Below are 22,034 nucleotides of genomic sequence, written 5' to 3'. Positions count from 1 at the left end.
GGCCCTATCCGGCCTCCTCGCCCGCATCCGCAGCCATTCGCGGCGGCCGTACCACGGTGACGGTGCAGGCCGCTTCCGAGGCCACCTTGGCCGAGACGCTGCCGAGCAGCGTGCGCCTGAACGAGCCCTGCCGCGCGCCGATGATGACGTGGTCGACGTGGTTGACCTCGCAAAACTCCAGGATGGCCGCCGCGGGATCGACGGCTTCCAGCACGTGAGCCGAGAGCCGGCTCTCATCGAGCTTGAGCGGCGTGGCCCAGTGTCTGAGCGCCACCAACCGGTCGATATGCTTGTTGGAGCCCTGCTCATCCAGCGTCCTGTCAATCGCGATGCGGTTGAGCCTCAGCACGTTGAGACAGGCGAGCCGCGCCGACGGCAGCGTGGCGAGAATACGCTCGGTGGTGACGCGCAACGCTTCGTTCAGCTCGGGGGCGCCTTCCACCGTGTCGAGCGCGACCGCGAGGATCGGGCTTGATGCGATCTGGGCTGCGACATCCGATTTCGCGCGCGGCTGCATGACGCCCTGGTTGAAGCGGCGCCGCCAAGCGACGCTTAACGGGTCGCGCTTCATCCGCTCCGAGCGTGTGGTGAGCCTGATCTGGTCCGGATGGGTCAGATCGAAGGCGAGCTGCGACGCCGTCGGATAGCGCCGCACCGGTTCGATCTCGAGGCACCGCAGCACCACCTCCTGGAGCCAGGGCGGATAATCAGCGCGCAAGCCGCGCGGCGGGTGCGGATCGCGCCAAAGCCGGCGCCGCATCGCACGCAGTGTCTCGCCCTCGCCGAACGGCCGCTCGCCGGTCGTGAAGAAATAGAGCAGCACGCCCAGCGAGAACAGATCGCTGCGCGGATCGTCGCGCACCCCTGACAACCGTTCTGGCGCCATATAGGGCGCGGTGCCGTAAGGCAGGCGGAATTCCTCCTGCAACAGGTCCGGCAGATGGTTGTGATGCGACAGGCCATAGTCGATCAACACCGCCTCGCCGCTCTCGCGGAACATGATGCTGCTCGGCTTGATGTCGTGATGGATCACGTTCTGCCGGTGCAAATCAGCAAGCCCCGTTGCGATCCTGGCGACGAGCTGCCGCGCCTCGTCATACGGCAGCGGCAGGTCGGGCAACCGCTTGTAGAGCGTGGTCCCGGAGATGCGCTCGATCACGACATAGGCCTGGTGGGCGAAATCGCCGGTGCCGAAACAGGAGGGCACGTGCGGACCCGCAAGCCGCGGCAGGATCATCATCTCCATCTCGAAGGAGACGATCGCCGCGGGGTCCTCGCCCTCCGACACCCGCGGAATTTTCATCAGCAGCGGCACGTCGAGGCCGGGACGGGTGACGGTCCACAGCGTCGCCATTCCGCCGGCATGGACGCATTCGCCAATCGTGTAGCCGTCGATCTCTGCGCCCGATTTGACGAGGGGTTTCGGCATCGGCCTCTAACGCCCCTGCGACAGTCGGTCGGCGAGCCAATGCGGCAGGCCGTTCTCGCGGATCCGGTTCGCGGCCGTCTCGACGTCGTAGGGCGCGCGGCAATAGGTGATCTGGCACGAGACCGTGTCGAACAGCGCGAAAGCCGCGGATGGATCGCCATCGCGCGGCTGGCCGACCGAGCCGAGCACCGCAAGCCATTGCCGGCCGCGCAGCAGCGGTACGGAGACGTCAGTCTTGGGCACGAGTCCCGACATCTTCGCCGTCACCGACATCGAATAGATCGCCGGGCGGTGGATGTGGCCGCAGAACGTGACATGAGCCGGCGTCGCGATCAGGCTCTTGGCTGCGTCGGCGGTCGATCGGACATAGTGCCAGCTTCGGGGGCTGGAGGCTTCCGAATGCACGAACAGGCGATCGCCGTCCTCCACCAGCATCGGCAATTCCGCCAGGAACCGCCGCTGCGCGGTGTCGAGCCGGCCGCGGGTCCATTCGATCGCGATTTGCGCCTCGGCATTCATGGTCTCGGCCGAGGAATTCACCGCCTGGTCATGATTGCCGCGCACGGCGACGGCGCCTTGGACAACCAGCTCCATCGCGGTATCCACCACCCATTCCGGATCGGCGCCATAGCCGACGAAGTCGCCAAGCAGGATGAAGCGCTCGGCGCCACGCGCCCGCGCGACTTTCAGGCACGCCTCGAACGCCTGCCGGTTGCCGTGGATATCCGAGAAGACAGCGAGAAGCACGCACCCTCCACCCTCGAACCTTATTGGGAGCCGATAAGGCTAAATTGAGGGAGGTCAAGAACATGCGCCAGCGGCGCGCGGTTTGCCAGCACTGCCCTGTCGCGATGGTGAAGAGCCTATTGCTCGTCCTTCGGCGGCATCCGGGGCGGCGGCAACGGCGTGAACACGGCGCCCTGCGCGCCGGCCGGTGGTGCCAGGAATTCGCCGGTCGAGGAATCGCCTCCGCTCGTCTCCATGATGGTCTTGGGCGTCACATATTCCCGGACCATGTCGATGAGGCTGCCATCGCCGCCGCCGAAATCGGCGGCCCGGCCGCCTTGCGGATGTCCCAGCGCGATCTCGTTCTCCGCCGCATGGGTCTTGTCGGCCAGCCTGTCATTGTAGGGCACACGAAAGGCGCGCGGGATGCCACTCGGCCGATTGTCCTCGTCGAGCTGCTCGACCCAGAGATAGATCGAGCCGGGATCGCCCTCCAGCGAATGCGGCTCGACGATGCGGGCCTTCAGCAGCTTGAACGAGGCCGGCAGCCGATCGGCGCTGGCCCAGCCGAGCAGCCCGCGCATCTCGGTGAAGCTGACGACATAGAACGCACTGGTCACGACCACCGCGACCGCCTTGAACGACCAATGCAGCCGCGCATAGACCAGAACGACCAGCAGCAGCGCACCGATGACGGCGTAGGCTATCGATAGCGTGAGGATGACCGTTGGCAGGCTAGTCACGGCGCACCCTCACAGCGTTCTTGCTCACGCCGGTGCTCGGGTCGAGATCGGCGCCGTTGCGCCAGCCGCTGCGAAAGGTCTCCAGCAGCGATTTCGGCCGCTGGTCCACATTGACGACCTTGCCTTCGGCGTCGAGTCGGAACCGCACCGCGGTCTTCTCGTCGCCGGTGTGATCGACCGTGAACTTGTTATCGAAGATCACCTGCGCCGTCGGATTGAGTTTTTGCACCTTCACATTGGCCGTCACAGGCTCGCCGGTCGTAGCCACGAAATGTGAGACATTGACGGTGTATTCGCCGGGAACGATGCCCCGCACCGTGACGATCTCTTCGCGGATCGGCGAGGCAATCTTTTTGCCGTTGACCATGATGAAGTCGTTGGCTCCGCCGCGATCGTCGCGGTCGAGCGTGAGGAAGCCGGCCTCGCGGTGGCGATACCAGGCGATATTGCCCACGGGATCCTGCACGAACAGGTCGAGATCGTCGGGATGGCTGTCGGGCCAGTCCAGCGTGATCATGAACTCGGCCTTGGAGTCGATCTTGCCGTCCTTGGCGTCCGGCGAGACCGCGAGCAGCGCGAGGAAGAACAGGAAAGCGATCACCTGGAGCGCCTTGAACAGCATCACGCCCAAGGGATCGAACGGCTCCTCGCGCGGATAGAGACCGAAATCATCCATCATGTCGCGATTCCAGCGCCCTTACGTTCCAGCACCGGCGTCACATAGGTCTCGGTCAGCACCACCGCATCCGAGAACACCTTCTGGGTCGCGGCATCCAGCATGTAATACTGGATGCGGACCAGGATCGAACCGACGAGGCCCGCCAGCGTCGTGTACATCGCGACCGCCATGCCGTCGCTCATTAGTCCCATCGAGGATCGCATCGCGACCTTGTCGGCGGCATCCAGTCCCGCGATCGGCGCCAGCATGATGATGAAGCCGACGATGGTGCCGAGCAGGCCGAGCTTCATCAGCGTATCCGAGACGAAGGCCCCGAAGCCGTTGGAGCCGCGCAGCCGGTCGGCGAGCGTTCGCAGCAATAGCGTCTGGTCGACGGGGCGGTAGTCCTGCGCCGCGGCCTTGGTCACGAGGCTCTCAATGTGGTCCCGCACCAGCCCGCGCGGCAGCGCGGCAGCGCCGACGTCGAGCGCCCTGCCGCCCTCGGGGGCCGCAAGCACCGCGCGGCAGCGCCTTGCAGCCGCGCCCTCGCGGGCAATGGCCCGCGTGCGCAGGAAGCAGTGACCGCAGGTGAGGACATAGAGCAGCGCGATCACGCTGGAAATGTAGGTCCGATCTGAGGTCAGCATCAGGCGGATCAGGCCGAACCGCCACAGCAGCACGACGGCGAAGATCGAAAGCCCGGTGAAGATCATCCAGAACAGGAGCGCACTGCGCTCGGATGGGTCGGCAGCAGGCCCCGCGATCGGCCCAATCGTCATCGAACTCATGCTGCACCGCTCCTGGCCGTGAATTCCGCCCATTAGATCAAAGCCGCCGCGCCCGGTCCAAAGAGCCATGCCCAATCCGGCATGGGAAATTTGCCCGAGCTACCATCTTGCCGTGCCTCGCAATTGGCAAGGCGCGGCGGCGTTGTTAGGCTGACCTTAGCAAACTTTGGGGTGATCGCATGCGCCTTGTGCTTCAGCTTGTCGCCCGTCTGTTTCTCATCGTCGCGCTCTGCCTTGGGGCGGCGACGATCTGGGCCACGTTCGACGCCTATCGCAGCGTCGACCGGGCAACTGCGGCCTCGGCGCAGCGGGTCGCCCAGGCGCTTCAGGCCCTGTATTGGCACGAATTCCTGTTGCGTAGCAGCAGAACACGCGAGCAGCTTCTGCCGGTTCCGGAGTGGCGCACGCTGGAGACGATGAAGCTGATCTCGCCCGGCGTCTGCGTCGAATTCCAACCGGCCATCGCATTCGAAAAGCCGCTCTGCGGCCAGAGCGAGGGGCTGGGCAAGACGCCGCCGCGCTGGTTCGCGTCGATCGTGCCGACCTTCCTCGGCAGCCATGCCGAAGTGATACGGCCCGTCAGTCCCCGCGCGGCGACCGCCGGAACGGTGGTCGCGACGCCGGATGAAACGGCCGCCATTTCGCTCGCCTGGGAGTACATCCTCAACGTGATCGACGTCGCGCTTTTGATGGCGGCGGCGATCGCGCTGCTGGCCTCGCTCGCGATCGCGCATGCGCTGGCGCCGGCGCGCACGATCGTCACGGCCTTGCAGCGCATGGCCCGCGGCCATTATCGCACGAAACTGCCGCGCTTCCGCTCGATGGAGCTGGCGATGATCGGCAGCGCCGTCGGCGAGCTCGGCGGCCGGCTGGAGGAGGCGACCGAACAGCGCGCGGCGCTGACGCGGCGCCTGATCGAGATCCGCGACGACGAACGCCGCGCGCTCGCCCGCGAGCTGCACGACGAGTTCGGACAAAATCTCTCGGCCATCCTCGCCTTCGCCAACACCATCGAAACGGCGAGCACGAAGGCAGATAAGCGCGACGACATCGTGCAGGACGCGCGGATGATCTCGCAGGCCACGCATCATCTGATGGCCTCGCTGCGCGACGCGCTGAAGCGCCTGCGCAATCCTCTGCCCGCCGAGCTTGGGCTGGAGGCGAGCCTCGTGAATTTGGTGGATAGCTGGCGCTCGCAGAGCTCGGCGCGGCCGACGATCCAGCTCGATCTCAAGGGCGACCTCACCGACATCAGCGGCCCGGCCGCTATCACGGCCTATCGCGTCGCGCAGGAATGCCTGACCAACGCGTTGCGCCACGGCGCGGCACGCGAGATTTCGCTCAGCGTGGAACGGCGCGCGGGCGACGACGATGCATTGCTGATCCGTGTCGACGACGATGGCGGCGGCGACGCGGCACGCGTCAAGCAGTCGGCCGGCTTCGGCCTCACCGGCATCCGCGAGCGCGTCGCAGCGGCCGGTGGATCATTCTCGATCCTGCCCGCCCGAGGCGGACTCAGCGTCGCCGCCACCATCCCGCTCGCCGCATGAGGCCGGCATGAACGAGATTACGGCAACGGGCATTTCCGTGCTGCTGGTCGACGACCATCCGATCGTGCGGCAAGGCTATCGGCGCGTGCTGGAAAGCCAGGGTGATCTGCATGTCGTGGCGGAAGCCGACAACGCTGCGGATGCCTACAGCGCCTTCAAGGCGCGCGATCCTGATGTCGTCGTGCTTGATATCTCGATGCCCGGCGCGAGCGGACTGGAAGCCATCCGCAACATCCGCGCGCGCAGTCCGCGGGCGCGCATCCTCGTCTTTACCATGCACAACGAAGCCGTTCTGGTGAAGGCAGCCTTCAGTGCCGGCGCCAGCGGCTTCGTCACCAAGAGTAGCGAGCCGTCCGCAGTCGTGTCCGCGATCCGCAGCGTTGCCCGCGGCGAGCGCGCCATGAGCGACGACATCGCGCACATCTTGGCCGAGGACAGTCTGTCGGCGGGCTCGGCGCTGGATCAATTGGGAGAACGCGAGATCGAGATCCTGCGCCAGTTCGCCGGCGGTGCCACGACCGAACAGATCGCTGCGCATCTCAATCTGAGCGTCAAGACGGTGCAGAACTATCACTATCTGATCAAGACCAAGACCGGCGCGCGTACGGACGCGCAGCTCGTGCGGCTGGCGGCCAGTTGTGGGCTGACCAAAATCTAGATATCCGCCCCCCCTTGGAAGGCAGGCGCACAGGGCCCTCCGCATGCGGGCGTCTCCCAGGTATATTTCGACCGCCTTGCGATGCGGATTGGAACGGAGGCCATCGAACTCCAGTTAGTACCGCAGTGAAGGAGTTCCGCCATGAGTAAGGCTATCCGCGAAGCTACCTATCCCGCGCTCATCACTGTCGGCGAGCTCATCGATGAACTCTGCCGCTTGCCAGACACAGCAACCATTCGATTCCACTGCCCCATGCTCGAACAGGAGCTTGCATTCTACAGGCTTCGAAAGCGGGCGAAGGACCTCGTCGAAATTGAAGTCAATGCGTATCCGGAAAGCCCCCCGGTCGTGCCATTGGCGGGTACCGCTCTTCGTGCGCGGAAAAAGTCCCACCATCCGCGTTCGCTTCGCGATGGTGCCCTCGCCCACAAGGTCGACGGATAAAAGCGCCGCCCATGCGGGCGATCGAGCGGCTTTGGAACAGCGCGTGGAGTATTCGGCCTACGCCTTCAGCCCGCGCAATACCAGCGCCAGCGTCGCATCGACACGCGCCGAGAGATCGGCATCCTTCCACTCGTCGGCATGGGCCGGATGGTGAAAGCGGACTGTGGCATCGAAGATCGCACGCGCGGTGGTCTTGACGTCATCGACGGCGAACACGCCCTGCGTCACGCCGTCGGACAGGATTGCCGCGATCTGGTCGATCATGGTGTCCTTGTGACATTTGACGGCCGCGCAGGCTTCGCGCGCCAGGGTCAGATAAGTGTCGAACATCTCGGGGTCGTCGAGCACACGCGAACGTTTGGCGGCGAACAGCGTGCGCAGCCAGCGGTCGAGCCTGTCAGGCGCCGGGCCCTGCTCCTTGGCGATCGCCAGCAGCGGCGCGTCGATGCGGTCAAGCCAGCGTTTGGCAACCGCTTCGCGCAGCGAAGCCTTGCTCGGGAAATGGCGATAGACGCTGCCATGGCTCACATCGAGCGCACGGGCAACGTCGACCACGGTGGCTTTGGCCAGTCCGTAACGCCGCAGCACGTCCTCGGTGACTTCGAGGATCCGCTCCGGCGTCAAGATAACGGCTTCGTTCATGCCAGCACCATGTTCCCGTTGAGGGCTCAGTTACCCGGTGACAGAGCTGCTTCCGAAGCGCCCGTGCCGGTCGTTTCGGAAAGCTCTCGCCTTAATGAGGCAGTTTTGCAGCCTGCGCCGCGATCTGGCGCGCCACCAGTAAATTGAGCCAGTGCCCAATCGTCCCGGTCAAATTGATGATTTCGGTCGTCATTGTCGTAAGTCTCCAATCAATTGGCGGTCCCTGTTGTTCAATTGCGACCCTCAATCCCCCATCTGCTTGGGACGTCGGGCTCCCGGGATGCCGCCAGACGCCCGATTGGAGCGTCCGAGAACGGATATACACGTCTCGCTGACAGATTTCAATATCTGTCAGTCAATGATCCGTGATTGACAGTTAATATCTGCGGCCCCGGGGCACGTGCCGCTCATCGCGCGCCGCGGCCGGCCGATCCCCCCCACCCAGCCCAATCATCCCCCGCTACGTTGCCGGTGCCGTTTGTTTCGCTCTCCCCGCTCTGCTAAGTCACGGCGTAAAAAGCATTTTGGCAGGTCGCCCCTTCTGGGTCGCCCGCCCACCTTCCTGGAGCAGTCCAATGATCCCCCGCTATACCCGCCCGGAAATGGCCTCGATCTGGGAGCCGCAGACCCGGTTCAAGATCTGGTTTGAGATCGAGGCGCATGCGGCGGACGCCCTTGCCGAGCTCGGCACGATTCCCAAGGAGGCCGCCAAAACGGTCTGGGGCAAGGCCAAGGACGCCACTTTCGACGTCGCCCGCATCGACGAGATCGAGCGCGAGACCAAGCACGACGTCATCGCCTTCCTCACCCACCTCGCCGAGATCGTCGGCCCCGAAGCGCGCTTCGTGCATCAGGGCATGACCTCCTCCGACGTGCTCGACACCTGCCTCAACGTCCAGCTCACCCGCGCCGCTGACCTGCTGCTCGCCGACCTCGACAAGGTGCTGGCGGCGCTGAAGAAGCGCGCCCTCGAGCACAAGATGACGCCGACCATCGGCCGCAGCCACGGCATCCATGCCGAACCCGTGACCTTCGGCCTCAAGCTCGCTTATGCCTATGCCGAATTCTCGCGCGCCAGGGAGCGCCTGATCGCGGCGCGGAAGGAAGTCGCCACCTGCGCCATCTCTGGTGCGGTCGGCACTTTTGCCCAGATCGACCCGCGCGTCGAACAGCATGTTGCCAATGCCATGGGCCTCGTCCCCGAGCCGATCTCGACGCAGGTCATCCCCCGCGACCGCCACGCGATGTATTTCTCGACGCTCGGTGTGATCGCTTCCTCGGTCGAGCGTTTCGCGGTGGAGATCCGCCAAATGCAGCGCACCGAAGTGCTGGAAGCCGAGGAGTTCTTCTCCGAAGGGCAGAAGGGTTCGTCCGCGATGCCGCACAAGCGCAATCCGGTGCTCTCGGAAAACCTCACCGGGCTGTCGCGCATGGTGCGCGCCTATGTGACCCCGGCGCTGGAGAACGTCGTGCTCTGGCACGAGCGCGATATCTCGCACTCCTCTGCCGAACGCATGATGGGCCCCGACGCGACCGTGACGCTGGACTTCGCGCTGGTCCGCCTCGCCGGCCTGATCGACAAGCTGCTGGTGTACCCCGCCAACATGCAGAAGAACCTCGACCGCCTCGGCGGCCTCGTGCATTCGCAGCGCGTTCTGCTGGCGCTGACGCAGAAGGGCGCAAGCCGCGAGGACGCCTACAAGCTCGTGCAGCGCAACGCCATGCCGGTCTGGCGCGGCGAGGGCGACTTCCTCCAGCTCCTGAAGAAGGACGCTGAAGTGAAGAAGTATCTCACCGACGCCGAAATCGACGAGCAGTTCGACCTCGGCTATCACTTCAAGCACGTCGACACGATCTTCAAGCGCGTGTTCGGCGAAAGCTGAGCGTCATTCGTAGCCCGGGTGAGCGCAGCGACACCCGGGACTTTTCCCACAAAAAATCCCGGATTTCGCTTCGCTCATCCGGGCTACAAATCAAGGCGGACCTCCCTCATGCCCATCGTCAACCGCGTTGCCGCCCTCTCCGACGAAATGGCCGCCTGGCGCCATGACTTCCACGAGAATCCGGAGCTGCAATACGACGTCCACCGCACCGCCGGCATCGTCGCCGACCGCTTGCGCGAGTTCGGCTGCGACGAGGTGGTGACGGGCATCGGCCGCACCGGCGTCGTCGGCGTGATCCGCGGCCGCAAGTCCGCCTCGGGCAAGACCATTGGCCTGCGCGCCGACATGGATGCGCTGCCGATCATGGAGACGTCGGGCGTACCCTATGCCTCCAAGGTCCCCGGCAAGATGCACGCTTGCGGCCATGACGGCCACACCGCGATGCTGCTCGGCGCCGCCAAATACCTCGCCGAGACGCGCAATTTCGACGGCACGGCCGTGGTGATCTTTCAGCCCGCGGAAGAAGGCGGCGGCGGCGGCAAAGCCATGGTCGAGGACGGGCTGATGACGCGTTGGAATATCCAGGAGGTCTATGGCATGCACAACATGCCGGGCCTGCCCGAAGGCCATTTCGCGACCACACCCGGCGCGATGCTCGCCTCCTCCGACAACATCCAGATCACGGTGCACGGCAAGGGCGGCCATGCCGGCGCGGGTCCGCACAAGTCCATCGACAGCGTGCTGATCGGCGCTCAGATCGTCAACGCGCTGCAGTCGATCGTGTCCCGCAACGTCGACCCGCTCAAATCAGCCGTCATCTCGATCACGCAATTCCACTCCGGCACGGCCTTCAACATCATCCCCGAGGTCGCCGAGCTCGGCGGCACCGTGCGCACGCTCGACCCTGAAGTGCGCGATCTCGTCGAGCGCCGCATCGGCGAAGTCGCCGAGAGCATCGCGCGCGCCTATGGCGGCTCGGCGGAGACCAAATACACGCGGATGTATCCGGTGACGATGAACCATGCGCGCGAGGCCGGCCTTGCCGCCGACGTCGCCCGCGACATCGTCGGTGCCGAGCGCGTCAACGACAAGTTCATTCCCATGATGGGCGCCGAAGACTTCTCCTTCATGCTGGAAGCGCGCCCCGGCGCGATGATCCTGGTCGGCATGGGCGACGGCAACGAGTGCCACCACCCGGCCTACGTCTTCAACGACAACATTTTGGGCCACGGCGCATCGTTCTGGGCGCGGTTGGTGGAGACGCGGATGCCGGCGGGGTAGTGCAGGTCTCGCAGAGTGGGCAAAGCGAAAGCGTGCCCACCACAAACTTCTCCGCTGCAAATGGTGGGCACGGCGCTTCGCGCCTTTGCCCACCCTACAACACCGCTCATCCCTGATATTGCAGCACGTGCATGCCGGCGTTCCAGTCGGAGACGAACATCAGCCCGTCAGGCCGGACATAGGCGTCGCAGGTTTTGGCCGCGAGCGCGACGTTCGGGCGCGGATCGATGAGCTTTTTCGGTGTCGGCGGCACCCAATACGCGATCTCCTTCGGTGCGAAGGCGTCCCTGACGTCGAACACCCTGACGCCGGCATTGTTGTAGGTTGCGAAGATCGTCTCCTCGCTCTGGAACGAGCCCGGGCGGTTCTCGTGCAGATTATGCGGACCGAAGGTGCCGTTCGTGCAGAAATCGCGGTCGCGCGGGGTGGGCAGGGTCGCGATCGGCACCGGATTTGCCGGCGCGCGCACGTCGAGAACGAATGTATGGAACAGCCCCTTGGCGCAATTGTCCGCGTTCGCTTCGTCGGCGACGATTGCGAGCTGTCGCTTGGGCAGCGGCAGCGGCGTATGCGTCCCGCCGGCGAAGGGCGGCGACCAGTTGATGTGGGACAGCAGCTTTGGATTCACGGGATCGCTGATGTCGTGAATGGTGAAGCCGCCATCGCGCCAGGCAGCATAGCCGCGATCACCCGCCGTGATCATGTGATGGAGCGCAAAGCGCTTGCCCTTCGGCTTTGCCGGCTCGCCGGCCGCACGGTTCATGCCCGGCAGCCACCATTTCGCGACGATCTCCGGCTTGGTGATGGTCTTGAGATCGACCACGCAAAGGATGTGGTCGGTGAACCCGTCGAGATGCGCCGATACATAGGCATAGCGGCCGCCCGGCCACCACAGCCGATTGATGCCGAAGCCGGGCATTTCGAGGAATGCGATTTCGCGCATCTCGTTCGGTTTCGATATGTCGTGGATCGACAGCCCACAGCGGAATTTCTTGGCCTTGGTGATGCTGTCGACCAGCGTGTTCTCGAAATAGCCGCGCATATTGTCGTAGGACTGCATCGCGACGATGTTGGCGCCGTTTGCAAGCAGCAGCAGGTCTTCCGCCACCTGTAAATGGTGGGTGCGAGTGTATTGTCCCGCGGTGAAGAAATTGACCGGCTTCAGCGCACGCGGATCGGATGCGTCCAGGACCGTCACGCCGTCGCTGAACATATGTCCGACATAGACATGCTGCCGGTTGAACATCACCTGCACGCTGTCGGGCCGTCCGCCGATGTCGCTGTAGGAGATGTGCTTGATGCCCTTGCCGATGCCCTCGGGGGGAATGTCTGCCTCCGAAGCCCTAGCGCATCTCGACCACCCAGGCAGCGCGGCGGATCCGAGCACGGCCGACAATTGCTGAAGGTGACTGCGGCGCGAGAGCTCAAGCATCGGTTTTCCCCATTTTTTTGGGAATGATGCTCGCTTGCGGCGGGGCACGCAAGCCTCGTGTCGCCTGCCCTCACCTCAACCGCAGACGTGTCTGGTCCGGCCGGACATCACCGCTGCCTGGCCCTCAGTTGCAGACCTCGCCGGTGATCTTGGCGCTGGCGTTCGCATTGGGCACCGGCCCGAGGTGACAGCCCTTTGCGACCGGTCTGCAGCCGGCGTTGTTGCAGATCATCTGCCCAGAGGACTGCGACTTCGGAGCCGCGGACTCCGCCTCCTTGCGGTCCTGGTCGCGCCTCTTCGAATCCTCGCGCGTGACCACCGGCTTCTTCTCCGGCACCTTCTCGCATTCATTGTCATCGCCGACGTGATAGCCGGCGCGGCAGGTGATCTTCGCGCATTGATCGCCGTCGGCCTTGAAGCCGAAATTGCATACGAGCGGACAGACGCGTCCTGGTTTCGCCTTCAGCGCATCGAGCGCGTCGACGCTTGCAAGCTTCGCGTCGAGTTGGGTGCCGGCATATTTGTTGAACAGCGTCAGCGAGCGTTGCGATGCGGCGTTCCAATCGCCGTCAGCGGCGGCCGAAAGACAGCCGACGCGGCGCAGCTCGCTCTGAACGGATTTCGCGAGATCGCCGGGCGGCGGGGAGCTTGGCGGCGGCGACAGCGCGGCGACCTTCCTGCTTTCGGCATCAGCCGCCTGCTTGTCCGCTGCCTGCTTCGTTGCGGCCTCCGTCGCCGCTTTCTCGAGCGCCCGCTTCTCCGCGAGCGACTTGGCCGCGGCAGCTTCCGCCGCCTTGCGATCTCGTTCGGCCGCCTCCGCCTTGGCCTGCTCGATCTGCTTGGCTTTCTCGGCCGCGATCCTCGCCTCTTCCGCGGCTTTGGCAGCTGCGGCGGCTTTCTCCTGCTCGGCCTTCTGGGCTCGTTCGGTCGCGAGCCTCGCCTTCTCCTGTTCGGCCAGACGCGCCTTCTCGGTCGCCACCGTGCGATCCTCCTCGGCGGCAATCTTCTTCAACTGCACACGAGCGAGGTTGGCGTAAAAGCCGTCCGGATAGGTCTGGAGGAATGCTTCCCAGGCTTCGCGCAGGCCGGCCTGAAGCGCCAGCTCGTAGTCCTTGCGCACACTGTCCTGCGGGTTCGCCTGCGGACCTGCTGCGGCGACTGGCCTCAGCGGCACCAGCGGCACGTCGCTGCCGCCCAGGGAGCCATAGACATACGGCTCCTGCTTGTTGCCGGTCTTCTTCAAGACGTCGTCACGGACAAACCCGAATGCCTTGCGCAAGTCGAGCCCGGGCTTCGGGAGATGATCGGTCAGCGCGACCGCGAACGGGCTGTTGCGGGAGTCGCCATCCGACGCCGTCGATCCCGCCTTGGCCGCAAAGGCGATCATCGTGTTCGGACTGGTCGGCTCGACCTTGGCAAGTCCGCCACCAATCGCGCGCGAGGCCAGGGTGCGCTTCATCGTCTTGGCGAATGGGTTGTCGCGGCACGCATCGAGGATGACGAGACGGAGTTGTTTGGCCGGTTCGACCGCGTACAGCGCGCGATCCAGCGCGACCGTCTCGTCGAGGACGTCACCGTCAGTTTCCAGCATCGCATCGGTCGGAACGAGATAGTTGCTGCCGTCCAGCTCGATGCCATGGCCCGCATAGTAGATGACTGCCATGTCGGCATCGCGCGTCCTGGCCGCGAACTCGCGCAACGATCGCCGCATTTCGCTGGCGTTGAGATCCAGCCTGACCTCGACCGTATCGAAGCCTGCGTTCCTGAACATGCTGCCCACGAGCCCGGCGTCATTCACCGGGTTCGCAAGCCGCGGTGCGTTCTTGTAAGCGGAATTGCCAATGACGAGCGCAACGCGCTTGTCGGCCTGGGCCGATCCGCACCCCAGCCAAAGACCGAAAATCAACAGTGAAAGAGATCGCAAGACGATCATGAAACGCCGAGCCTTTTACGGGCGATTGCCTGTGACACCCTAATTGCAGACCTCGAAGTTGCCGCCTGTGGCTGTATTCGAACTAACCCTGCCGGGGATCGTCCCGCTGACAAGCCGACATCCCTTTTGCACCGGGCGACATCCCGTCGAGCTGCAAATAATCTGTCCACTCGCCTCAGGCCTGGACGGCGAAGATTCGCTTGCCTTCCGGTCCGTATCCCGCCTCCGCGAATCCTCACGCGTGGCGACCGGCTTCTTCTCCTGAATCTTTTCGCACTCGTTGTCATCACCGACGCGATAGCCGGCGCGGCAGGTAATCTTCACGCATTGATCGCCGTCGGCCTTGGAGCCGAAACTGCAAATGAGCGGGCAGACGCGTCCCGGCTTGGCTTTCAGGGCATCGAGCGCGTCGGCGCTGGCGAGCTTGGCATCGAACTGAGTACCGGCGTATTTGTTGAACAGCGCCAGCGAGCGCTGCGAAGCTGAATTCCAGTCGCCGTCCGCAGTGACGGACAGGCAGCCGACGCGGCGCAGTTCGCTCTGGAGTGATTTCGTCAGATCAGCCACCGACAATGTGGATGCCGGCGCCGGCGCAAGGGCTGCAACTTTCTGCTCGACCTCAGGCATCTGCCGATCGGCCGCCGGTTTTACCGCCTGCTCCGCCTTCTCGGCGGCCTGCTTGGCGGCAAGCTCGGCCCTGGCCTTCTCCGCTGCCTGCTTCTCGGCTTGTGCTTTTGCCGCGGCAGCCTCAGCCAGTTTGCGCTGGTGCTCGGCCGCGTCCGCCCTTGCCTGCTCGATCTGCTTCTGCTTCTCCGCCGCGACCCGGGCCTCTTCGGCGGCCTTGGCAGCCGCGGCCGCCTTGTCCTGCTCGGCCTTCTGGGCGCGTTCGGCAATGAGCCTTGCCTTCTGCTGCTCGGCCGCGTTCGCTTTTTGCTCGGCCGACGCGCGCGTCTCTTCAGCAGCGATCTTGTTCATCTGGCCCTTGGCCAGATTGGCATAGAAGCCTTCGGGATATTGCGCCAGGAAGGCTTCCCAACCGTCGCGCGTGGCAAGCTGCAGCGCGAGCTCGTAATCCCTGCGAATCGAATCCTGCGGATTTGCCTGCGGACCGGTTGCAGCCGGCTTGGCAGAAACCAACGGCACGTCATCGCCGCCCAGCGAGCCATACACGAAGGGCTCCTGCTTGTTCCCGGTGCTCCTCAGCACGTCGTCGCGCACGAATCCGAACGCCTTGCGCAAATCTAGGCCCGGCTTGGGCAAGTGCTCGACCAGCGCGGTGGCGAACGGGCTGTTCCTCGAATCGCCGTCGGACGCAGTCGAACCGGCCTTTGCCGCGAAGGCGATCATGGTATTGGGGCTGGTCGGCTCGACCTTGGCGAGTCCGCGTCCGATCGCGCGCGAAGCCAGCGTTCGCTTCATGGTCTTGGAAAACGGATTGTCGCGGCAGGCATCCAGGATGATCAGGCGCAGCTGTTTGGCCGGCTCTACCGCGAACAGCGCGCGCTCCACCGGGATGGTCTCGTCGAGTACGTCGCCATCCGTCTCCAGCGTCGCGTCGATCGGAATGAGATAGTTGGTGCCTTCCAGCTCGATGCCGTGGCCGGCGTAATAGATCACCGCCATATCGGCATCGCGGGTCCTGCCGGCGAACTCGCGCAACATGCGCCGCATCTCGCTGGCGCTGAGATCCAGCCTGACATCGACGGAATCAAAGCCCGCCTTCTTGAACATGCCGCCGACCAGAGTGGCATCGTTGACGGGATTGCCGAGCTTGGGCGCGCTCTTGTAGGCGGAATTGCCGATGACAAGCGCCACCCGCCGGTCCGCATGGGCTGGTCCGCAGGCGAGGCCAATGGCCAAAATCAACAAAACAAATATCCGAAACGGAATCACTTGCGTCCCCCCGGATGCAATTCCACGAGACTATTCGGACCATGGCTTAATTACCAATTCTTCCTATGTGATACTTGTCACATAAGGGGCTCTATCGGGGTATGGATGATGCGGCGAAGCGTCGCCCTGCTCTGGAGCTGACGCCAAAGCCGTCTGTTGAGCCCGTTACATTTGCACCACCTCGTGGCGCATCACGAACGGTGCAAGCAGTGCGTGCACCTCGCTCGCAACCGCCTCGCGCTGATCCGCCGGCAGGCCCGCGAGCGTCACGGTGGCGATCGAACCGTGGCTGCCGTGGGCGCCGACCCTGACCCTGCAGTCGATGCCGCGCTCAGTGAGCGGCGTCAGCACCTTCGTGAACACGCGCTGGGCTGCGTCCCAGCGCAGCTGCGGCTTGAACACTTTGCCGACGCCCGTCACCGGCATCGGATCGATCGGGATGACCTGTACGGGAACGGCGGCGCGCTCCGGCGTACGCTCGCGCACCCATGTCTCCAGCTCGCCCGGCTCGACAGTCGCGCCCGGCTTCAGCTGCACGTAACCGACCGGCAGCTCGCCGGCATAGGCGTCGGGTTGGCCGACCACGGCGGCAAAGCCGACGGCGGCATGCCGGAACATGATCTCCTCGATCGGCGCCGGATCGATGTTGTGGCCCCCGCGGATCACGAGATCCTTGGCGCGGCCGGTGATCCATAGATAGCCGTCGGCATCGAGCCGGCCAAGATCGCCGGAATTGACCCAGACCTCGTCGACGAAGGCACCCTTGTTGTGCTCGTCGTTGAGATAGCCGCCGAACACGCCGGGCCCGGCCATGATGACGACGCCGATCTCATCCGGCGCGCAGTCGCGGATCAGCTTGCCCTCGGCATCGAGCTGGACGATGCGGACCCGCGCGTAAGGCATGGGAAGGCCGACCGAACCGAGCCGGATCGGCCGCGACCGATAGGCCAGCGTGTGCACGCTCGAGGTCTCGGTCATGCCGTAGACCTCGACGACCGGCAGCTTGAGCTTGTCCTGGATCGCAGACCCCACCGCGACCGGGATCGCGGAGCCCCCACCGGCTGCATATTTCAGGCTGGAGATGTCCGCATTGCCAGGCGGTACCGCGAGCGTCGCGGCGAGTACCGTGGGGACGCTCGACAGCGCCTCCGGCTTGAAGCGCTCGACCAGTTGCCAGATGTTCTTCACCGCACTCGGGTTGCGCCATCCGCTCGGCGACAGCACGACCAGCGAACCGCCAGCCGACAGCGTCGTCAGCACCTGCGTCAAGGAGCCCCCGACGTGAAACAGCGGCATGCCGAACAGCATGTTGGCGCCCGGCTTCGACTTCAGCAGCAGATTGAGCGCCCAGGCCTGATAGACCTGGTTGGCATGCGTGTGCCGCACCAGCTTTGGCGTGCCGGTGGTGCCGCCGGTGTGGAAATAGGCGGCGATGTCGCTGCCGAGAATCTTGCGTCCGCTGATAAGGCGGTCCGAAGGCTGCGGCTTGATGAGGTCGTTGAAGGCAAAGATTCCTCTCGCCGGATCGCCAGCACCGAACACCTGCACGATCGCCTTGAGCTGCTTGAGTTGCGGCCTGATCTGCTCGACTTTCTGCCAGATGTCGGTGCCCGGCATCGGCCCGAGCGCCACCAGGATTTTCGTATTCGCGGCCTCGAGGATCTCCGCGATCTGGTGCGGCTCCAGGAGCGGATTGACGGGATTGGCGATGCCGGCGGCTTCCGCGCCGAACAGCGTTACAAAGGCGTCCGGCACCAGCGGCAGCATGAAGCTGACGACGTCGCCCTTCTCCACGCCCAGCACGTGAAGCATGTTGGCGGCCTGCGTGACGCGCGCGATGAAGTCGCGGTACGTGACCACGACCGGCGTGTCGGCGGGATCGGCATTTTGCAGGAACTGGATCGCCGGCCCGTTGGGGTTGCGGACCGCACCCAGCCTGATGGCGTCATAGGTGCTGTCGGCCGCGACGCGATCGGCGTAAGGGACCTGCTCGAAGGCTCGAACCTCGGCGTCCGTCGCCAGGTCCGGATAGTCGCTGCCGATGAGCCGATCGAGCGCGTGGATGCCCGCCATGGAATTCCGTCCTCCCTCAGATGCATGTCCGCGCCCCCTGTCTTTTGACATTTTGGTTTGGCGTGGCCTCGACCGATGGGCCGGCCGAGCACGGGCAGAATGATGGATGATTTGGCGTTCGTCCATGACCTAACGGCCTCGGGCTGTGGTGAGAGGCTTTTGAACCTGCGCGCCCGATCCGGGGACCAAGAACTGGCATAGGACTCACATGCCGGCGTCCTCGCCAGCGCCCTGCCGCAAGACTGAGGTGATCATGACTACGCCCCCGCGGGATTGCGCTACCCGGCTGTTCATCGCGCTCGCCGTGACAGCGGGGATCATGACATCGGTGATCGCCCTGCCCCGCGCGGCACTCGCCGAGGACGGCCAGCTCGACAAGATGCGCGCCAAGATCTCGGCCTTCATCGGCGACAAGATGGAGAAGCTCGGCGGGTCACGCATCGTCTACAAGGTGGACACCGATGGCCTGCGCGAGAGCGTAGTCACGGATTTGCGCGACGACGTCTACAAGAACCTGCGCGAGGGCAAGATCGCCTTCTCCGGTCTTGCGATCCGCGACGGCGGCGTCGAGTTGAAGATTGCCGACGTCAAGGGCCGCGAGCAACTCGCGCGCAAGCTCGCGTCGGCCGCGGAAGGATTGCCGTCGCATGCACTCGCCGTGACCGACGGCGGCGGACTGGTCAGGCTCGTGCCGACCAATGCGGCATCCGCCGCGCGGTTGCACGAACTCGTCGAAGATGCCATCGCCATGATCGAGCAGCGTCTGAAGGAGGCCGGCGTCCAGCTGGCCAGCGTCCAGCCCGATGGGACCGACCGCATCCGCATCTTCCTGCCCGGTGTGATGGAGCCCGAGCGCGTCACCGCGGTCTTCGCCCGCAGGGTCAAGGTCGGCTTCCGCCTGATCGACCTCTCGGTGCCGCCGGAGCAGGCGCAATCCGGCACGCCACCGGCAGGCACGGAAGTCCTGCCCGGCTTCAAGGACAAGAGCCTTTATCTGGTCGCCAAGGACAGCGTGCTCGACGGCGACGACATCAGCTATGCGGGCCCGGGGTTTGCGAGCGCCACGAAAGAGCCGATCGCCTCGTTCCGCTTCAACGGCCGCGGCACGCGGCGCTTTGCCCACATCACCGAAGAGAATATCGCAAAGCCCTTCGCCATCGTGCTCGACGGCAAGGTGATCTCCGCCCCCATCATCCGCGAGCCCATCACCGGCGGCTCGGGCCAGATCTCCGGCAATTTCACCCTGGAGGAAGCAAACAGCGTCGCCATGCTGCTGCGCGCTGGTTCACTGCCGGGGCACCTCGGCTTGGTCGAGCAGGAGGTCGTGCCGCCCGCCAAGCCCTAAGGCGGGGGGATCGCCCCACGCCCACGCCTGGTCCCCCTCGCCCGGTCGGCCGCCGAGGTCGACCACGCCGAGGCTCGTACCCACTGGCCCCCGAATCGCGGGCGCGCCACGGCCATATGCACCGCCAAACAGGCAATTGCCGAAACGCCCGATCAGGCTAAAATTTGCCTCTTGCGGCACGGCGGCCCAAAACTTCATTCAAGCGGTCGTCGTTCGATTTCGGCTATAGGTGTCGAGAATACCGACCGGGACTGAAGGCCTTACGCGGGGATAGTACCATGCCGTCCGGCAGCACAGACATTTCGTCGATCCTCGACCGCATTCTCGAGGCGGCGACGGATAACCTCAGGATCGCGAAGATCCTGGTCCAGATGGGCCTCGATCCGAACAACGTCACCTATGACTCGATCTTCAATCGGATGCTGGAGATCTTCGTCCAGAACATCACGTTGGCCAATATGTTCGCCGCGGTCGGCGCCGGCTTCTTCGTCGCTACCCTTCTGATGCGGACCATGGTGCCGCTGCGCGTCGCTAACATGGTCGGCTGCGCGTTCTTCGCCGTCTTCGGCGCGCTCTCCGCCAACGTGTCGACCTTCCTGCTCTATCTCCTGCTGCTACCGATCAACGCCTTGCGCCTGCGGCAGATGCTCAAGCTCGTCAAGAAGGCGCGCCATGCAGCCGAAGGCGACATGTCGATCGAATGGCTCAAGCCGTTCATGACCGAGCGCAAATATCGTCGCGGCGATACGCTGTTCAAGCTGCGCGATCCGGCTAACGAGATGTTCCTCACCGTCACCGGCAAGTTCCTGGTCAAGGAGATCAACATCGAGATCCTGCCCGGAACGCTCATGGGCGAACTCGGCTTCCTCACGCCGGACAACCGGCGCACCGGAACGGTCGAGTGCATCGAGGACGGCCAGGTGCTGACGATCACCTACGACCGGCTGCTCGAGATCTACTTCCAGGACCCGCAGTTCGGCTATTACTTCCTGGTGCTGACTAGCCAGCGGCTGCTGCAAAACATCGAGCGCCTGCAGAAGCAGCTGGCAACAGAGAGGGCCGCCACCACGAACAGGATCGCGTGAGCGACCGCCTCGCCGCTCAGTCCAAGAGCAGCGCCATGCCCGGGTCGCCCTTCTCCATCGCACGCCGATAGCCCGCCCGCGCACTGATGCGGCCGAGATATTTGACCACGTTCGGAGAGCGCTGGAGGTCATAGGGCTGGAAGTAGCGCATCGTGGTCAGCGAGAAAACTGTCATGATGTCGGCGGTCGTGAAGGCGCTGCCCGCAAGATATTCGGCCTCGCGAAGCCTTGCGTCGAGAAGATCGTAGGCCCGATCGAGACGCCCCTTCATCGCGAGCAGGGTCGGATTGTCCTTGGCGAGATCGAGCCGGTTCAGGATCATCATCCGTCCCATACCGGGTTGCAGGCTGCCATTGGCGAAATGAACCCAATATAGAAACTGCGCGAAGGCGGGATCAGTGGGACCGAGCACGAGTCGGCCGTTGCCATATTTTGCAACGATGTAATCGACGACGGCGCCGGATTCCGCGAGCACCAGCTCGCCATCCGTGATCACCGGCGCCGTGCCGGCCGGATGCAGCGCCTTGTACTCGGCCGGAGCCAGCATGGTGACGGGATCGCGCGCATAGCGCTTCAACTCGTAGGGAATCCCCAGCTCCTCGCACAGCCAGACGATACGCTCGGACTGCGACTTGCCGAGATGATGGACGGTGAGCATGAGGCCTCCTGCGACGCAATTGGATGTTTCGTGACCCCACACCTTACTCCGTCATTGCGAGCGCAGCGAAGCAATCGCGGGCGCGATGCTTCCTCCCATGTCCGCCCTACCCCGCCTCGTCCGTCACCATCCGCGCCACAATGCGGTCGCGGCGGATGAAATGGTGCCACACAGCGGCGATCACGTGAATCGCGATCAAGGCGAGCAGCACATAGGCAAAGAGGATGTGGCGGTCTTCATAGACGCCAGCCGCCGCGCGGTCGGGAGCCGTGAATTGCGGCACGTGAAACAGGCCGAAGAAGTTCGAATAATCAGGTGCGTGCGCACCGGAATGCGCCCAGCCGAGCATGGTGACGATGATGACGGCGAGGTAGAGCGCGCCGTGGCTGAAATGGGCGGCGACCTTCTGCCAGCGCGAGGTCCCGGCCGGCATGATCGGCGTCGGGTTGACGAGGCGCCACACCAGGCGCAGCACGGTGAGCAGCAGGATCACATAGCCGATATCGGCGTGGATCGAGCGGTAGAAGAAGCGGTCGGGACGCGCCGGGATGTGGTTCATCCACCACCCGAAGCCGATCATGCCGATGATGATCAGCGCCAGACTCCAGTGCAGCCATCGGGAAATGCTGCCCCAGCCGTGACTGGTATTTCTGATCATGTCGGTGCTCCGGAGTTTTGCGGGCCTGTCCCTATCCGCACCGCCGTACGGCAGCTGATACCGGGAACATGTGGCCGTCGCGAAATTGAATCGCTCCAAAATAGCCCTAAGTGCCCTTGCCGCAAAACCGCCCCAAAAACCGAATGGTAACGATG

The 22,034-nt window shown here is 64.4% G+C and carries 19 protein-coding genes; 7 read left to right on the top strand and 12 right to left on the bottom strand.

Features of this window, described 5'->3' with window-relative positions; all coding sequences use genetic code 11:
* Window positions 1–4 precede the first annotated feature (4 nt).
* The 5 genes from RX329_RS15970 to RX329_RS15950 form a co-directional block, all read right to left on the bottom strand.
* The gene (locus tag RX329_RS15970) at window positions 5–1,429 is read right to left on the bottom strand and encodes a bifunctional serine/threonine-protein kinase/universal stress protein (RefSeq protein ID WP_018455564.1); all 1,425 of its coding nucleotides are present in this window, start codon (window positions 1,427–1,429) and stop codon (window positions 5–7) included.
* 6 nt (window positions 1,430–1,435) lie between these two features.
* Window positions 1,436–2,176: a metallophosphoesterase family protein gene (locus RX329_RS15965; RefSeq protein ID WP_085351051.1), complete on the bottom strand. Its 741-nt coding sequence runs from the start codon at window positions 2,174–2,176 to the stop codon at window positions 1,436–1,438.
* A 116-nt stretch (window positions 2,177–2,292) separates the two neighbouring features.
* Window positions 2,293–2,898 (bottom strand): hypothetical protein, encoded by a 606-nt coding sequence (locus RX329_RS15960; RefSeq protein ID WP_018455562.1) that lies wholly within the window; start codon window positions 2,896–2,898, stop codon window positions 2,293–2,295.
* Window positions 2,891–3,577, bottom strand: coding sequence for a hypothetical protein (locus RX329_RS15955; protein ID WP_085351050.1), 687 nt, complete (start codon window positions 3,575–3,577; stop codon window positions 2,891–2,893). Before RX329_RS15955 ends, RX329_RS15960 begins: the two co-directional genes overlap by 8 nt.
* A complete protein-coding gene (locus RX329_RS15950; protein WP_085351049.1) occupies window positions 3,574–4,344 on the bottom strand; it encodes a MotA/TolQ/ExbB proton channel family protein in 771 nt (256 codons plus the stop codon). Before RX329_RS15950 ends, RX329_RS15955 begins: the two co-directional genes overlap by 4 nt.
* 179 nt (window positions 4,345–4,523) lie before the next feature.
* Between RX329_RS15950 and RX329_RS15945 the strand changes: the two genes are divergently transcribed.
* The 3 genes from RX329_RS15945 to RX329_RS15935 all read left to right on the top strand — a co-directional run bounded on the left by RX329_RS15945 (window position 4,524) and on the right by RX329_RS15935 (window position 6,996).
* Window positions 4,524–5,894, top strand: coding sequence for a sensor histidine kinase (locus RX329_RS15945; RefSeq protein WP_085351048.1), 1,371 nt, complete (start codon window positions 4,524–4,526; stop codon window positions 5,892–5,894).
* Window positions 5,895–5,901: 7 nt separating this feature from the next.
* Entirely contained in the window at window positions 5,902–6,552 is a 651-nt protein-coding gene (locus tag RX329_RS15940; protein ID WP_085351047.1) for a response regulator transcription factor, read from the top strand.
* 141 nt (window positions 6,553–6,693) lie between these two features.
* Window positions 6,694–6,996, top strand: coding sequence for a hypothetical protein (locus RX329_RS15935; protein ID WP_018455556.1), 303 nt, complete (start codon window positions 6,694–6,696; stop codon window positions 6,994–6,996).
* A gap of 57 nt (window positions 6,997–7,053) precedes the next feature.
* Here RX329_RS15935 and RX329_RS15930 read toward each other — a convergent pair whose 3' ends face one another.
* Window positions 7,054–7,638, bottom strand: a complete 585-nt coding sequence (locus tag RX329_RS15930; RefSeq protein ID WP_018455555.1) for a TetR family transcriptional regulator — start codon at window positions 7,636–7,638, stop codon at window positions 7,054–7,056.
* A 575-nt stretch (window positions 7,639–8,213) separates the two neighbouring features.
* Between RX329_RS15930 and purB the strand changes: the two genes are divergently transcribed.
* Window positions 8,214–9,521 (top strand): adenylosuccinate lyase, encoded by a 1,308-nt coding sequence (gene purB / locus RX329_RS15925; protein ID WP_317246116.1) that lies wholly within the window; start codon window positions 8,214–8,216, stop codon window positions 9,519–9,521.
* A 108-nt stretch (window positions 9,522–9,629) separates the two neighbouring features.
* Complete coding sequence (locus RX329_RS15920) at window positions 9,630–10,802, top strand: M20 aminoacylase family protein (RefSeq protein WP_085349348.1); 1,173 nt, start codon at window positions 9,630–9,632, stop codon at window positions 10,800–10,802.
* 106 nt (window positions 10,803–10,908) lie between these two features.
* Here the strand turns inward: RX329_RS15920 and RX329_RS15915 are convergent, their stop codons facing one another.
* The 4 genes from RX329_RS15915 to RX329_RS15900 form a co-directional block, all read right to left on the bottom strand.
* A complete protein-coding gene (locus RX329_RS15915; RefSeq protein WP_085349349.1) occupies window positions 10,909–12,234 on the bottom strand; it encodes an LVIVD repeat-containing protein in 1,326 nt (441 codons plus the stop codon).
* Between the two features lie 124 nt (window positions 12,235–12,358).
* Entirely contained in the window at window positions 12,359–14,167 is a 1,809-nt protein-coding gene (locus RX329_RS15910) for a caspase domain-containing protein (RefSeq protein ID WP_018455551.1), read from the bottom strand.
* A 39-nt stretch (window positions 14,168–14,206) separates the two neighbouring features.
* A complete protein-coding gene (locus tag RX329_RS15905; RefSeq protein ID WP_143273186.1) occupies window positions 14,207–16,060 on the bottom strand; it encodes a caspase domain-containing protein in 1,854 nt (617 codons plus the stop codon).
* A gap of 165 nt (window positions 16,061–16,225) precedes the next feature.
* Entirely contained in the window at window positions 16,226–18,133 is a 1,908-nt protein-coding gene (locus RX329_RS15900) for an acyl-CoA synthetase (protein WP_085349351.1), read from the bottom strand.
* A 253-nt stretch (window positions 18,134–18,386) separates the two neighbouring features.
* Between RX329_RS15900 and RX329_RS15895 the strand changes: the two genes are divergently transcribed.
* Both RX329_RS15895 and RX329_RS15890 read left to right on the top strand, forming a co-directional pair.
* Complete coding sequence (locus tag RX329_RS15895; protein WP_085349424.1) at window positions 18,387–19,478, top strand: SecDF P1 head subdomain-containing protein; 1,092 nt, start codon at window positions 18,387–18,389, stop codon at window positions 19,476–19,478.
* 278 nt (window positions 19,479–19,756) lie between these two features.
* Window positions 19,757–20,563, top strand: coding sequence for a Crp/Fnr family transcriptional regulator (locus RX329_RS15890; RefSeq protein ID WP_018455547.1), 807 nt, complete (start codon window positions 19,757–19,759; stop codon window positions 20,561–20,563).
* Between the two features lie 16 nt (window positions 20,564–20,579).
* Here RX329_RS15890 and RX329_RS15885 read toward each other — a convergent pair whose 3' ends face one another.
* Entirely contained in the window at window positions 20,580–21,221 is a 642-nt protein-coding gene (locus RX329_RS15885) for a glutathione S-transferase family protein (RefSeq protein ID WP_085349352.1), read from the bottom strand.
* 106 nt (window positions 21,222–21,327) lie between these two features.
* Window positions 21,328–21,879, bottom strand: a complete 552-nt coding sequence (locus RX329_RS15880; RefSeq protein ID WP_247409380.1) for a cytochrome b — start codon at window positions 21,877–21,879, stop codon at window positions 21,328–21,330.
* Between the last annotated feature and the right edge of the window lie 155 nt (window positions 21,880–22,034).

Source organism: Bradyrhizobium sp. BWC-3-1 (assembly GCF_032917965.1).
GTDB classification, from domain to species: domain Bacteria; phylum Pseudomonadota; class Alphaproteobacteria; order Rhizobiales; family Xanthobacteraceae; genus Bradyrhizobium; species Bradyrhizobium canariense_D.
Note: the sequence above shows the minus strand (reverse complement) of the source record. Positions and strands in the feature narration are given on the sequence as shown.